Source organism: Pseudodesulfovibrio cashew, from assembly GCF_009762795.1.
Lineage (GTDB): Bacteria > Desulfobacterota > Desulfovibrionia > Desulfovibrionales > Desulfovibrionaceae > Pseudodesulfovibrio > Pseudodesulfovibrio cashew.
Genome location: NZ_CP046400.1, coordinates 889958 through 903435, shown reverse-complemented (window position 1 = coordinate 903435; position 13478 = coordinate 889958). Strand labels below are relative to the sequence as shown.

The window sequence follows — 13478 nt, the reverse complement described above, 5'->3', positions numbered from 1 at the left end:
TCCAGGCAGAACCTATACAAGGAATAAGGGCGGTTCGCCCTGCTTGCGTTCGCGGGCCGTGCCTACGTGCGCGGCAAGGTCGCCGGCCTGCGTGAGCATGGCAGTGGCCCGGTCCGCCAGGTGCGGCGGCACGGCCAGGATCAGGCCGCCCGAGGTCTGGGCGTCGAACATGAGGTCGCGCCGGATTTCGTCAAGGCCCGGTGCGATGTCGGTCTTGGGCAGGTAGTGGTTGCGGTTGCAGATGGAGCCCGCCGGGAGCATGCCCATGGAGGCCATGTCCATGGCTCCATCGAGAAGCGGTACCGCGTCCGTGCGCAGCTCGATAGCCACGGCGCTGGCCTCGGCCAGCTCGATCAGGTGCCCGCCCAGGCCGAAGCCGGTAATGTCCGTGGCGCCCTTGAGCCCCAGCTCGCGGATGACCTCGCCGCCAGCCTTGTTCAGCCTTCCGCAGACATTGAACAGCAACTCTTCCATGGCATCCGCTTCGGGCATTTCGCCCTTGATGGCCGTGGCGATGACACCCGTGCCGATGGGTTTGGTCAGTAGCAGCACGTCGCCCGGACGTACTCCCCGGTTGGATGCGAACCCGTCCGGGTCCACCACGCCGGTGACGGCCAGGCCGTACTTGAGCTCGTCGTCCTCCACGCTGTGCCCGCCGGACGGCACTGCACCCGCCTCCTGCACCGCGTCCCGGCCTCCCCTGAGGATTTCGGTGAGCACGTGGTTGGGCAGCTTCTTGACCGGGAAACAGACGATGTTCATGGCCGACCAGGGCGTGCCGCCCATGGCGTAGACGTCGGACAGGGAATTGGCCGCGGCAATGCGGCCGAAGCGATAGGGATCGTTGACCACGGGCGTGAAGAAGTCCACCGTCTGGACCAGGGCCTTGCCGCCGGGAACGGACAATACCACAGCATCCTCGTTGTCGCCCGGTCCTCCGGCCAACACGCGGTCGTCTGCGCGGACCTCAACGCCCGAAAGTGCCTGCTCCAGGTCCCCCGGAGCGATCTTGGCGGCTCAACCGGCCGCTTTGACCATGGATACAAGCTTGAGCTTGGTCATGTCGCCTCCTGACTGGAATCCTTACCAGAGTGGGGAAACAATGCAACCGTGAGAAAAGGGCCCGCGGACGTGCGCGGGATGGAACAAGCCGGGGCTTGCGGGGATCAGGCGGTCCGTCTGGCGAACTCCGAAATCAGGATGGCCCCGGCCTGGGCCACGTTCAGGGAGTCGAACTCACGGCGGAAGGGGACGTGCAGGAAGTGGTGGCAGTGCTTGGCCACGCCAGGGCGGATGCCCTTTTCCTCATTGCCCAGGACCAGCGCCGCCGGGGTGTCCAGGTCGACCGTGTAGGCGTCCTCGGACCCGGAACCCAACTGCGCGCCGTAGACGGTGTAGCCGTAGTTGACGCAGTCCTTTACCGCGCTGGCCAGGTTGCCAGCCTTGGCAACGGGGAGCATGTTCAGGGCTCCGGCGCTGGCACGGACCGCTCCTGCTCCGAGATAGGCCCCGTGGTGCTGGCAGACCACCAGCCCGGCGCCGCCCAGGGCGTAGAGGGTGCGGCCGAGCACGCCCACGTTGCCCGTGTCCTGGACCTGGTCCAGGATGACGATGAGCGGCAGGGGAGCCTCGGCTCCGGTCTCCAGCAGGGTGTGAAGCGGAGTGTAGGACAGGGCCGCGCAGCGGGCCGCGATGCCCTGGTGGTTGCCCCGGTACATGTGGTCCAGGTCCTGTGCGGACACGGATTTGAACGGGACGTTCTTGGTGCGGCACAGTTCCAGGATCTCCTCCAGGCCCTTGTCTCGGCGTCCCTTGCGGAAGGCCACGAAATCCACCCTGGCGGGGTCGCCCTCCAGGAGCTCCCTGACCGGATTGTTGCCGACCACGTAGGTCTTGCCTTCTTTCTTGCCTTTTTCGTTGTGCTGCATTTTTCTCTCCGTATGAGGATTCGGCAAACCATTGCACAAGGTTGCGTAGGACACCGCGACTCTGTAATGGGTTTACCCTGCTATTGCAATCCCGCGCAAGGTGGGATAGCAGAATGCGATCCCTATTTAACGTTAAGATTTTTTCTAGACTTCCCAAGAAACCCCTTTTTTGATACGGGGGTGCAGGAAGCCGGAGGAAAATTTGAAAATATCGAAGTCTGTACGGTTACTGTTGTTGGTCCTGCTCGTGGCGGGATTGTCGTTTGGTTGCGCAAAGAAGCAGCCGGTCGAGCCCGCCGTTGTGGAGGCGACCCAGACGGACATCGAGGCCGAGCCCGAAGTGCCGGTGGACGCCGACCCCCTTGAGCCCGAGGTGGCGGCCCAGCCCGACGTGGAAGGCGACCTGACCGAAACCGAGCAGGCGGTGCTGAACGCCCGCTTCGGCCTGCTCTTCGACCTCGAGGCCCACGAGACCGAAGACGTCGAACAATATTTCAATTACTTCACCCACAAAGCCAGGAAGACCATGGTGCGCTGGCTGGAACGTTCCCAGCCCTATCTTCCCTACGTGCGCCGCGTCTTCACCAAATACGGCCTGCCTCAGGACCTGGTCCTGCTGCCCTTTACCGAGTCCGGCTACAACGTTCGCGCCTACTCCTGGGCCGGTGCCGGGGGCATGTGGCAGTTCATGCGCGGCACGGGCCGACTCTATGGCCTGCGGTCCGACTGGTGGATCGACGAACGCCGCGATCCTTACAAATCCACGGATGCCGCCGCCCGTCACCTGAAGGATCTCTACGACAAGTTCGGTGACTGGTATCTCGCCCTGGCCGCCTACAACGCGGGCGAAGGCAAGATTTCCCGCGCCCTGAAGCAGGCCGGATGCAACGATTTCTTTGAATTGACCGCCAAGAACCGCAAGCTCTCCCGTCGGGTCCGCCTCAAGACCGAGACCCGTCATTACGTGCCCAAGTTCATCGCCATCTCCAAGATCTTCCAGAACCTCGATGCCCTGGGCTTCGAGCCGGTTTCCTGGGAAATGGAGCAGGAATTGGTGCCTGTCGAGGTGCCTGGGGGCACCGATCTGCTGGCCCTGGCCCGCGCCGGCGGCATGAACTGGAGCGAGTTCCATCGACTCAACCCGGCCTTTCGTCGCCAGGTCAGCCCGCCGCACATGGGGGCCACGGCCTATCTGCCCGTGGACCGCGCGGACAAGATGATGGCCTACCTGGCCGATCCCGGTTCCCGGCCCTACGCCGGATACACCCGGCACCGCGTTCGCTCCGGCGACTCCTGGTGGCGCATCTCCCGCCGTTACCACGTGCCCGTGTCCGTGCTGAAAAAGGTCAACAACACCCGCACCAACACCCTGCGTCCCGGCCAGTTCGTCATGGTTCCGGGCAATGGGTCCAGCCGCAGCATAGTGGCTTCGGCCGCCCCGGCTTCGTCGTCTTCCCGTGCCGAGACCCGTGCCATCGCTGCCAAGCGCGGCAACTACATCGTCCGTTCCGGCGATACCCTGTGGTCCATCTCCCGCAAATTCGGGACCACGGTGTCCACGGTCAAGCGCGCCAACGGCCTGAATTCCAACCGGCTCAAGGCCGGGCAGAAGCTCTACATCCCCAACAACTCCAGCACCGCCACCAAGCAGGCGGTCCGGGACGCGGAAAAGGTCAAGACCCAGTTGGTCCGCTACAAGGTCCGCAGAGGCGACAACCTGATCTCCATCGCCCGCCGTTTCGGAGTCAAGGTCTCGGACCTGCGTCGTTGGAACTCCCTTAACAGCAAGGGCACCATCTACGCCGGACAACGCCTCAAGGTCTACGTGCAGTAGCCCGTTTTCAGGCAGACTGAATGCAAAGCCCCCGTGCGCCAAGCGTACGGGGGCTTTTTCAATGCAAGGGTTTTCCTCTGCTATGCTTCAAGCTCGTAGCCGAACAGTTCGAAGTCGCGCCGATAGCGCTCTCCGATCAGGGCGAGCAGCTTCGGGGTGCAGTAGTCGCGGTAGTGCCCGCGTTTGCTCTTGGTGATGTGTCCCAGATCGGACGGGATTTCGAGACGCTCGGCCACGCGGGCGAAGTCCTCATTCAGAGACTCCAGATGTCCCGCAAAATCCAGGCCCACGGTCTCTTCCACGCCCTCCAGCAGCCTGTGCTGGGACCGGACGTGGATGTCGGCGATGCCATCGGGCAGGCGGTGCACGAACTCCACGAAATTGGCGAAGTCCGCCGGGTCCCTGCCCAGCCACTCCATGGCCGGGCGGTACACGTTCCGGTTGAAGTTGTTGGCTTCGTGCCGGAAAATGGAGACCATGCGGTCGTATGGGTTGCGCACGAAGGTGAAGGAAAAGTAGTCACGGGGGCAGGCGGACAGGTCGGCCTCCTGAATGACCTCGATTGGCGTGGGCGAGGCAGCGGCCAGGGCCACCTCCAGCGTGGTGCTCGCCACCTTGGGCATGACCAGGTAGATTGCCTTCAGCCCGTGGGAGATGATGGCGTGCTTTCGTTCCGGCATGGGGATGTCTCCCACCAGGAGCTTCTCTCCCAGAGCGTGGTCAAGCCGCGTCAGCACCGGGATGAAGTCGAAGGTGGTGACGATGACGAAGTCCGCACCCAGAGCACCGGTAAGGATGTCCTCCGGTGCGTGGACCGGCAAACCCTGCCAGCGCCCTCGCTTGAAGCTGTCCACGAAGCCGAGGACCGTGACTCCGGGGTTGAGCGCCTTGAGCAGCTCCAGTGCGCGGCCGCCACGGCCTCCCGCCCCGTAGAGCAGCACAGAAGAACCGGATGGGACGGCGTCCATGGCGACGTAGGCGGGCCAGTTCATCGGTGTGTTCTCCTTGTGTCTTGGGGCGTTGCGGTTGAGAGTCCGACCTTGCCACCGGGTCGCCGTTGCGGTCAAGGGCGTCCGTTTCGACGCATGTTGGCATCAAACTTGATTATCTCTTCCGGATGGAAATAACTTCCCCCTTTGGGAGCAAGACAAGGACGAATACGTGAAGACCAGATACCTGATCATCGGGGCGGGCCCCACCGGCCTTGGCGCGGCCCACCGGCTCAAGGAACTCGGCGCGGACGACTACCTGGTGCTTGAGCGGCACGGCCACGCGGGCGGCCTGGCGGCCAGCTTCCGGGACGACGCCGGGTTCACCTGGGACATCGGCGGCCACGTGGTCTTCTCGCACTATGCGTATTTCGACGCGCTCATGGATTCCCTGCTTGGCGAGGAGCGGCTGGAGCACCAGCGCGAGTCCTGGGTCCGCTCCCACGGCTCCTGGGTGCCGTATCCCTTCCAGAACAATATCCGCTACCTGCCGCGCGAGCCCCGCTGGGAGTGCGTGGAGGGATTGTTGCCCGGCAACCGGTCCGAGGCCGCGCCGGAAAATTTCGCCCAGTGGTTCGAGCATATCTTTGGCGCGGGCATCGCCAGACATTTCATGGCCCCGTACAATTTCAAGGTGTGGGCCACACCGCCCGAGCTGATGCAGTTCAACTGGATCGGCGAGCGGGTCAGCGTCGTGGACCTGCGAAAGGTGCTCAAGAACATCATCCTGGCGCAGGACGACGTGGCCTGGGGGCCGAACAACACCTTCAAATTTCCGCTTCACGGCGGCACTGGAGAAATATTCCGGCGCATGGCCTCTCTCCAGGGCGATCGCATCCGCTACGGCCAGGAAGTGGCTTCGGTGGACGCCTTGGCCAAACGCGTGACCACCCTGGACGGTCTGGAGGTTGAGTACGACGTGCTCCTGAACACCGCGCCCCTGGACCGCTTCGTCGCTGAGTGGATGGCTTCGCCGGATTCCGCTCTGGTGGAGGCCGCGTCCGGCCTGGAGCACAACGCGGTGCACGTGGCCGGGGTCGGCCTGGACATCCGCGAGGAGCGCGAGCGCAACTCCCGCTGCTGGATGTATTTCCCGGAGAAGGACTGCCCCTTTTACCGGGTGACCAACTTTCACAACTACTCGCCCAACAACGTGGCCCGGCCAGGCGAGCAGCTTGCCTTCATGTGCGAGACCTCACACTCCGCGCACAAGCCCGAAAAGATCGACGAATTGATGGACCGTACCGTCGCGGGTCTGGTAAATACCTCCTTGCTGGACCAGAGCAGGGTGGACGACATCGTCACCCGGTGGGAGACCAACGTGGACTACGGCTATCCCGTGCCCACCCTCTCCCGGGACGCCTCCCTGCGCGCCATCCAGCCCCGGTTGGAGGAATTGGACATCTACTCGCGTGGCCGTTTCGGCGGCTGGAAGTACGAGGTGTCCAACATGGACCACTCTGTCATGCAGGGCGTGGAGTGGGCCGAACGCATGGTCACTGATACGCCCGAATCAACCTATTCCTGGGAATAACCGGCCCACGGCCGCTGCCATTTCGGCGGCGGCACGGACCCCGGCGCACGGCGCGGCCTCCAGGTCGTTGCCGGCGTCCGCGCGTCCGTTTTTCAGGGCCGAAAGCGAGGAACGACATGAAGAACATATACGAACAACGGCGAGAGAACCTCAAGCGGCTGCTCAAGGAGAAGGAGATCCCCGCACTGCTGGTCTCCCACGCGGCCAACCGCTACTACCTGAGCGGCTTCGAGCTGCACGACCCGCAGTGTAACGAATCCTCGGGCTGGCTGGTGATCACCGCTGACGGCGAGGACAAGCTGTTCACCGACCCGCGCTACTTCGACGCGGCCCGGGGCGTGTGGGGCGAGGACAACCTGCACATCTATTCGGCCAACAAGTTCGTGCTGATGGGTGAAGTGCTCAAGAGCGCGGGCGTGAAATCGCTGGGCATCGAGCCCAAGGCGCTCCACCTGTTCGACTACGACAACCTGAAGGAGCGCTTTTCCCTGGCCTCCACGGACAACCTGGTGGAATCCCTGCGCATCATCAAGGACGAGGACGAGATTCGCCGCATGGACGCGTCCATGGCCCTCAACCACCGTCTCTTCGAGTACATCGAACAGCGGCTGGAGCCGGGCATGACCGAGGAGCAGGTCTCCTGGGATGTGGAGCGGTTCTTCCGCGAGAACGGGGCAGAGGAACTGGCTTTCTCCACCATCGTGGGCGTTGGTCCCAACGCGGCCCTGCCGCACGCCATCCCCGGTTCGGACAAGGTGCTGGACAACGAGATGGTGCTCATCGACACAGGGTGCCGTCTGGAGGAGTATAATTCCGATCAGACCCGGACCTTCTGGGTGGGCGACAAGCCCTCGGATCGCTTCAAGGAGACCAAGGAGCTGGTCCTGGCTGCACAGCAGGCGGCCATCGATGTGATCCGCCCCGGCCTGTCTTGCATCGAGGCCTACAAGGCAGCCTATTCGGTCTTCGAGAAGGCGGGCGTGGAGCACCTGTTCACCCACGGCCTGGGGCATGGGGTCGGCCTGGAAACCCATGAGGCGCCGAGCCTGTCCAGGGCCTACCCCGGCGAGCTGGCGGCGGGCATGGTCGTCACCGTGGAGCCGGGCCTCTACGACGCGAGCTGGGGCGGTATCCGCTGGGAATATCAGGTCCTGGTAACCGAGGACGGCTGCCGGGTAATGTAATCCTGGTCCGTCGGGATAAATTGTTAGGGATATCAAAAGTAAGAGGGCGCCCGCCAATCGGGCGCCCTCTCAGGCTGCTGACAAAGATTCGGCTGCCGCCTCGCAAAACCATTTTGCGCCTCGCACCCGAACCTTTCTCAGAAGCCCGACGGCTTGTGTCTTGCCTTGCGGAGCATCCGGAAACCGGATGCTCCGTTTTTTCATGCAGGCTCTATTCAAACATCTTCTTTGCCGAATCCTTGGCGTCGTCGACCGCCTGGTCTATTTTCTTGCCCGCCTTTTCCGCAGTGCCCTCATCCGAGCAGCCGAAGGCCGGGAGCATCAGGGCGAGGATGCAGCCGATCACGATAAGTTTCTTCCAGGGTTTCATGAAACCTCCTTCCTGTTCTTGAGATATACGGTCCCGGAGCCGTTCCGGTCACAACGTATTACGATATAGGCAAACGATCGGGCCGTCCACTGCCTCCCTTTTCGACAAAGGGCGTCGCCGTCCTTGATGAGACCGGTGGAATGACGTATTTGGGCGGAATGACGGACAGGGCGAGAATCTCCGCGTCGAAGCGGTTCGTGCGCAACCTTGTGTGGGTGGTGATCATCTGCGGACTGTTTTTGGCGGGCCAGGCGTTGCGCTACCATTACAACAAGGCGCAGCTCAACGAGATCCTGGGCGAGACCGACAAGCTGTATGCCTCGGTCCTCGGGCCGGATATCGGCAGCTCGCCCTTTGGCCGGTTGCAGTTCGAGCAGGGCAAGCTGGCGGCCACGTACCGCATCGGGCTGGACCCGGTGGGCGTGCTCGCCGCGTTGAGCCGCCCGGCGGTTGAGAGCCTGCGCATCGAGGGCATCGCCCTGGAGGGCAAGCGGGGCCGCGTGCGCGGCTTCTTCGGCCCCAACGTCGACCGTTTCGACTCGTACATCAACGACCTGACCGATGACGAGCAGTTCCTGTTTTCCCTGGAGAAGCGGGAGGACGTGTTCGGCGGAATCATTTTCAGTCTGATCGTGGAGCCCAAGTGATGCACGGCGAACCGAAGTATTTCTGGCTTTCCTGGCCTGCGGCCTCGCAGGAGCGGCTGTTCCGGTTGGCGCTGGTCGGCACGGTGGTGGCGACTTTTGCCGTGTCCGTTGGGCTGAAGCTTTTTTCCGGTTCCCTGGAGCAGCGCATCGTTGAGGCCAGGGAACAGTACGGTCGGGTGGTGCCCATTGTGGAAGAGGTCCGCGCCCTGCGCGCCAAGCAGGGGGATCTGGTTGACAAGCCGGTGAGCGAAGCGGTCTGGGCCATCATCGACGGCCTGGGTATCGAGGAGCAACTGACCTCCTTCCGGGCAACGCAGCTGGATGAGGGCCTCGACGCCGCCCAGGTGACCTTCAAGGGGTTGCCGCTCAACCGGCTCATGGATTTTCTCCGCGATTTACGCGACCGGGCGAGCCTGCAAACGCCGGGCTGCACGTTGACCCGCAACCCGGACGACCCGCGCCTGGCGGACGCCCATTTCGTTCTGGCGAGGTAGTCCGTGGCATCCCCGTACCAGAAATCCTCTTCCCTGCCCGGCCGCATCCTGGCCCGCTTCTTCCTGGTCCTGCTCGGGTTCCTCATCGGAGCGGCCCTGTTCACGCCGTGGAACAAGATCTGGGCCTCTGCCCTGGCCTCTCTGGACGAGAGACTGCCGTCGGTGGGGCTCAAGTGGGACGCCATCGACCGCGACGGTCCCTTCGGCTTCAGGGTGCGCGGTTTGCGTATCTCCGTGGCGAACACTCCGGGCAGCCTCCGATTTCAACAGGCGTACGTCAATGTGGGCTTCTCTCCCGTGGCCCATGTCCGGCTGGACACCGGCGGGCCACAGTGTGAGCTCAATCTCTTCCAGAGCGGGGCCTTCGAGTTCGAAGGCGACGTGAACCTGACGACGCTCCTGGGCGGAGCAGACGTCAGGGGCGTGCTGCGCGTGGCCGGAAACCTCTTCCTGCCGGCGGGCGCGGTGCTGCCGAAAAACGGCTGGATCGACGTTCGCTCCCAGCAGTTGCTGCTGCCCGACGGCAAGAGCGTGGAGGACCTCGCGTTCACCGCCGAGATTCACGGCAGGGACATGACGGTCCGCGATTTCAGCATGGGCAAGCCCCTGGCGTACAAGGCTGCGGGAACTGGCGTCCTGCATCGCGGCAACCTCTTCCGCACCCGTTTCGATCTCAAGGGCGAGATGACCATCGGCCAGCGGACCTTTCCCTACGAAATGCAGGGCTCACTGGCCGACGCGGTCTGGTAGCCACTGTCTCTTGCCTGCGGCGCGGCGACGCGCTTTCTCTCACGACTCCTACGCCGTCAGTCCGGCCCGGCGCATGACCTCAACGCACATCTCCGCCCGGTTGAAGGGATAGAGGTGCACGCCCGGCGCGCCGTTTTCCAGGAGTGAGCTGATCTGCGTCGCAGCCAGGGATATGCCGTACTCGCGGACCGCTTCGTCGCCCCCCTTGGCGTGGGCGCTTTCGATACCCGACAGGATATTGCCCGGCACCGGGGCGTCGCACAGCTCCATGACCCGTTTTATCTGGCCCAGGCTGCGGATGGGCAGCACCGATGGGATGACCGGCTTGTCGCAGCCCACTGCGGCCAGCCTGTCGAGCATGTCGAAGTAGCGCCGGTTGTCGAAGAAAAGCTGGGTGACGCCGAAGGACGCCCCCTCGTCGAGCTTGAACTTGAGAAAGCCGATGTCCTCGCGGATGGAGCGCGACTCCGGGTGTCCATCCGGATAGGCGGCCACGCCCACGGCCAGGTCCGGGGCCAGCGCGGCTATGCGCGCCACCAGGTCGGAGGCGTGCATTAGCCCGCGTGGGCCGGAGTCCATGCCAGCCGGGAAGTCGCCGCGCACGGCCAGCACGTTGCGGATGCCGCAGGTCCGGATGGCGTCGAGCTGATCGGCCAGGGTCTCCTGCCTGGAGTGTACGCAGGTTATATGCGGCATGACCGTGAGTCCGTGCCCTTCCGCCAGATTTCGCGAGGTCTGCAGCGTGCCCACGGAGCCGGACCCGCCCGCCCCGCAGGTCACGGCCGCAAAGAGCGGCTTCATGGCTTTCATCTTCTCCACCGCCGCCAGAAACCCTGACTGCTCGGTCTCCCGCCGGGGCGGCAACAGTTCGACGGAAACGAAGGGCCTGTCCAGGCCACGGATCAAATCGGGAATGCGCATGTTCGCAACCTCCTTGGCTTCTGCTGTATCAATGAATCTCAATATAAAGATATATTGATGTATGACTACGGAAGGCGAGGGCGCGTGTCAAGTCAAATGGCGTAGTCTCCGGTGAGGGAAGCGTATGGTTCGCGAGTTGACGATGCGATGTGCGGGTCGGTAAAGGGGGGCCGCGCCGGGAGGGCCCGGCGCGCGTGGCACGGAACAGCTTGACCGGTGGGGCACGCTCTGTCATCAGAATGGTATGACGGTATGAAAACAGCGGGAGGTTGTTCATGAGCAGGAAAGTACGCTCCGTGCGCGTGCCCAAGGAATTGGAGACCCTGAACCTGTCCGGGCTGATCCACGAGTGCGAGAAGCACCTGCGTGATCTGGAGTCCGCCACTCTGCTCAAGCAGCAGGGCAATCAGGAGGCCTCCGAAGCGCTTATCCGCGCCCGCCAGGCCGACCTTGGCAGAAAGGTCGGCAAGCTGGTCTGGGAGGCGCGGGTCGAATACGGAAAACACAAGGGAGAATGAAGTGGAACCCAAATCCGCCAAAGATACGGAAGTGATCATGACACACTTGGTTCTGCCCCAGGATGCCAACCCTGCGGGCAACCTGCACGGCGGTGTTATCCTCAAGCATATCGACACCACCGCCGGAGTGGTGGCCAAGCGTCACTCGCGCGGCAACGTGGTCACCGCGTCCATTGATCGCATGTCGTTCAGGCAGCCCGCCTACATGGGGGAGCTGCTCATTTTCAAGGCGTCACTGAACCACGTGGGCCGCTCCTCCATGGAGATCGGCGTGCGCGTGGAGGCAGAAAACCTGCGCACCGGAGAGGTGCGCCACACCAACTCGGCCTACCTGACCTTCGTGGCCCTGAGTGACGAAGGCAAGCCCACCCCGGTGGCCCCGCTCAAACTGGACACCGACACCGCCCGGCGGCGGCATCGCGAGGCCGAGCAGCGTCGCGCCAACCGCCAGCGCGAGCGCGCCCTGGAAGAAGGGTGGGCATCGGCACAAAAGGAATAACAGGAGGTTTCCCGTGGTCGAATACACCGGCATCAACCATCTGGCCATGGTCACCGGCGACATGGACGGGACCATCCGCTTCTGGCGCGACCTCCTCGGCATGCGCCTGGTAACCGGCCTGGGGCATCCCGGCTACCGCCACTACTTCTTTGAAATCACCGGGCACGACATGATCGCCTTTTTCGAGTGGCCGGGCGTGGAGCCCCTGGACGAAAAGGACCACGGCTTTCCTGTCAAGGGCAAGGCCGCCTTCGATCATATCTCTTTCGAGGTGGCTGGCGAGGAGGATCTCTGGGAACTCAAGGACAAGCTTGAGGCCGCAGACTTCTGGTGTTCGGAGGTGGTGGACCACGGGTTCATCCATTCCATCTACACCTTCGATCCCAACAATATCCCCATCGAGTTTTCCGCTCCGGTTCCGGAGGTGGACATTCGCAGGACCCCGGTCATGGTCGATGTGGAGCCGTCCGCAGAGGCGCTCAAGGGCAGCGAACCCCAGCCCGGGGTTTGGCCCGAGGTGACGGCTCCCACGCCCGTGGAGGAGCGTGCCGTGTATGAAGGGGAAGGCGACAAGATTCGCGAGGCGGTGGAGAAGGCTTTGTTGCCGTAGGTTGGTAAGAGCCAGCGTTGGGGCCTGCCCCCTCGCTTCCGGGTTCGCGCCTGTGGCGCGGGAAGAGCCGGTGTTGGAGCGTTCCGCTCCTCCCCCTCCGGGAATCGCGCTTGCAGCGCGCGAGAGCCGGGTTTGGGGCTGCGCCCCAAAAGCCCTCCATGCCCTCCCGGCGGGGTCCATTTCTTTTGCTGCACCAAAAGAAATGGACGAAAGAAAAGGCGCTTGGAGCGTCATCCCCGCCCCGATGCTCTCGGGCAAGAATCTCATCCAACCCGGTCGGCTCCGGACTTCGTTGAGTGGGACGCTCTGCCAACTTTACTGTTCGGAGGCCGTCCGACCCCGTGCGGATTCCGGGACAAAAGCCGCCGCCCGGCTTGGTGAGCTTCTAGGCCCGTGAGCAAGGGGCTGACTGCGGACCTCCGATGAGGAAGTCGAAGCGCCGAATGGCTTCTTTTTGATTCATCACAGCGGGGTCGCTCGATTTGATGGGCGAGGATGAGTTGCCCCTATCGCATAGCTGGGTGCTAGCTCGACTTGGCGGGAGAAGATAAATAACACCATCCGGTAAGCTACCAATCAACCAGGCAACGACCGGTCATCGAGCTCGGGGCTTAGAGCCGCTTGCACACGGCTGTAGTGCAGCCCGAAGCGCGCCTGCCCGCAGGCTTTCGCATTTCGGGCAGCGGAAGCCGTGTTAGCGGCTCTTAGGCCCGTGATCGCGCTGCAGCACCAAAAAGCGCGTCTTTTGCCTTCTTTTGGACGCGCTAGCCCAAAAGAAGGTCGGCCCGAAAGGGCCGAAACCCTTTCAACATCAATCGCCGCCGACAGGCGGCTTCCTTATCTCTTCTTAATCGCAAAAAGGGCAGCCACCTCACTCCAGCAGAGAGCCGGATTTAGGCGCACATGCCAAAAAAAAGGGTCCGCCAGGCTCAAAATCCTGCGGCGTGATCTAAAAAAAAGGGGGGAATTGATGGAGCTTTCACTGGTCTCCGGCCCCGGAGACCAGCTCCGGGGCCGAAGCCCTATGAGAGAGAGTCCCGATTTGGGTAAAGTTGGCCTACATGCAAAATTTACCCATGTAAAGTGGAAATCCTGCGTTTATTTTCTTTATTTCGTGACGAAAATTTTGCTCATTGGCAAAAAAACAGCCGATACACTGGAAAAACAATGTATCGGCTGGGTGCGTCGTAGCTAAAAAGA

Annotated in this window: 15 protein-coding genes; 10 read left to right on the top strand and 5 right to left on the bottom strand. The window is 62.9% G+C overall.

Going from position 1 to position 13478, the window contains the following annotated elements; all coding sequences use genetic code 11:
• Window positions 1-12: 12 nt before the first annotated feature.
• On the bottom strand, window positions 13-1062 hold the full coding sequence (selD, locus tag GM415_RS03990) for a selenide, water dikinase SelD (protein WP_158946538.1): 1050 nt from the start codon (window positions 1060-1062) through the stop codon (window positions 13-15).
• Window positions 1063-1166: 104 nt separating this feature from the next.
• Window positions 1167-1928 (bottom strand): TrmH family RNA methyltransferase, encoded by a 762-nt coding sequence (locus tag GM415_RS03985; RefSeq protein WP_158946537.1) that lies wholly within the window; start codon window positions 1926-1928, stop codon window positions 1167-1169.
• Window positions 1929-2130: 202 nt separating this feature from the next.
• Between GM415_RS03985 and GM415_RS03980 the strand changes: the two genes are divergently transcribed.
• Window positions 2131-3762 (top strand): lytic transglycosylase domain-containing protein, encoded by a 1632-nt coding sequence (locus GM415_RS03980; protein WP_158946536.1) that lies wholly within the window; start codon window positions 2131-2133, stop codon window positions 3760-3762.
• 80 nt (window positions 3763-3842) lie between these two features.
• Here the strand turns inward: GM415_RS03980 and GM415_RS03975 are convergent, their stop codons facing one another.
• Window positions 3843-4754 (bottom strand): sulfotransferase family 2 domain-containing protein, encoded by a 912-nt coding sequence (locus GM415_RS03975; protein WP_158946535.1) that lies wholly within the window; start codon window positions 4752-4754, stop codon window positions 3843-3845.
• Between the two features lie 169 nt (window positions 4755-4923).
• On the opposite strand from GM415_RS03975, the gene GM415_RS03970 reads away from it, so the two are divergent.
• Together GM415_RS03970 and GM415_RS03965 are read left to right on the top strand one after the other, a co-directional pair.
• Window positions 4924-6285 (top strand): protoporphyrinogen/coproporphyrinogen oxidase, encoded by a 1362-nt coding sequence (locus GM415_RS03970; RefSeq protein ID WP_158946534.1) that lies wholly within the window; start codon window positions 4924-4926, stop codon window positions 6283-6285.
• Between the two features lie 116 nt (window positions 6286-6401).
• Window positions 6402-7469 (top strand): M24 family metallopeptidase, encoded by a 1068-nt coding sequence (locus tag GM415_RS03965; RefSeq protein ID WP_158946533.1) that lies wholly within the window; start codon window positions 6402-6404, stop codon window positions 7467-7469.
• A gap of 211 nt (window positions 7470-7680) precedes the next feature.
• Here the strand turns inward: GM415_RS03965 and GM415_RS03960 are convergent, their stop codons facing one another.
• Window positions 7681-7839, bottom strand: a complete 159-nt coding sequence (locus tag GM415_RS03960) for a transport-associated protein (RefSeq protein ID WP_158946532.1) — start codon at window positions 7837-7839, stop codon at window positions 7681-7683.
• 140 nt (window positions 7840-7979) lie between these two features.
• Here GM415_RS03960 and GM415_RS03955 point away from each other — a divergent pair, with 140 nt between their 5' ends.
• The 3 genes from GM415_RS03955 to GM415_RS03945 are packed head-to-tail and all read left to right on the top strand — an operon-like array spanning window position 7980 to window position 9730.
• On the top strand, window positions 7980-8486 hold the full coding sequence (locus tag GM415_RS03955; protein ID WP_242012344.1) for a hypothetical protein: 507 nt from the start codon (window positions 7980-7982) through the stop codon (window positions 8484-8486).
• Entirely contained in the window at window positions 8486-8980 is a 495-nt protein-coding gene (locus GM415_RS03950) for a type II secretion system protein M (RefSeq protein WP_158946531.1), read from the top strand. Before GM415_RS03955 ends, GM415_RS03950 begins: the two co-directional genes overlap by 1 nt.
• A 3-nt stretch (window positions 8981-8983) precedes the next feature.
• Entirely contained in the window at window positions 8984-9730 is a 747-nt protein-coding gene (locus tag GM415_RS03945; protein WP_158946530.1) for a hypothetical protein, read from the top strand.
• A 48-nt stretch (window positions 9731-9778) separates the two neighbouring features.
• Here GM415_RS03945 and GM415_RS03940 read toward each other — a convergent pair whose 3' ends face one another.
• On the bottom strand, window positions 9779-10651 hold the full coding sequence (locus tag GM415_RS03940; RefSeq protein WP_158946529.1) for a methylenetetrahydrofolate reductase: 873 nt from the start codon (window positions 10649-10651) through the stop codon (window positions 9779-9781).
• A gap of 275 nt (window positions 10652-10926) precedes the next feature.
• Between GM415_RS03940 and GM415_RS03935 the strand changes: the two genes are divergently transcribed.
• The 4 genes from GM415_RS03935 to GM415_RS03920 all read left to right on the top strand — a co-directional run bounded on the left by GM415_RS03935 (window position 10927) and on the right by GM415_RS03920 (window position 13473).
• Window positions 10927-11169 (top strand): hypothetical protein, encoded by a 243-nt coding sequence (locus tag GM415_RS03935; RefSeq protein ID WP_158946528.1) that lies wholly within the window; start codon window positions 10927-10929, stop codon window positions 11167-11169.
• A 1-nt stretch (window position 11170) separates the two neighbouring features.
• Window positions 11171-11668 carry an acyl-CoA thioesterase gene (locus GM415_RS03930; protein WP_422393761.1) on the top strand — a complete coding sequence of 166 codons (498 nt, stop codon included), beginning with the start codon at window positions 11171-11173 and terminating at the stop codon, window positions 11666-11668.
• 13 nt (window positions 11669-11681) lie between these two features.
• Window positions 11682-12278, top strand: coding sequence for a VOC family protein (locus tag GM415_RS03925; RefSeq protein WP_158946526.1), 597 nt, complete (start codon window positions 11682-11684; stop codon window positions 12276-12278).
• Window positions 12279-12990: 712 nt separating this feature from the next.
• The gene (locus tag GM415_RS03920; RefSeq protein ID WP_158946525.1) at window positions 12991-13473 is read left to right on the top strand and encodes a hypothetical protein; all 483 of its coding nucleotides are present in this window, start codon (window positions 12991-12993) and stop codon (window positions 13471-13473) included.
• The last annotated feature ends 5 nt before the right edge of the window (window positions 13474-13478 follow it).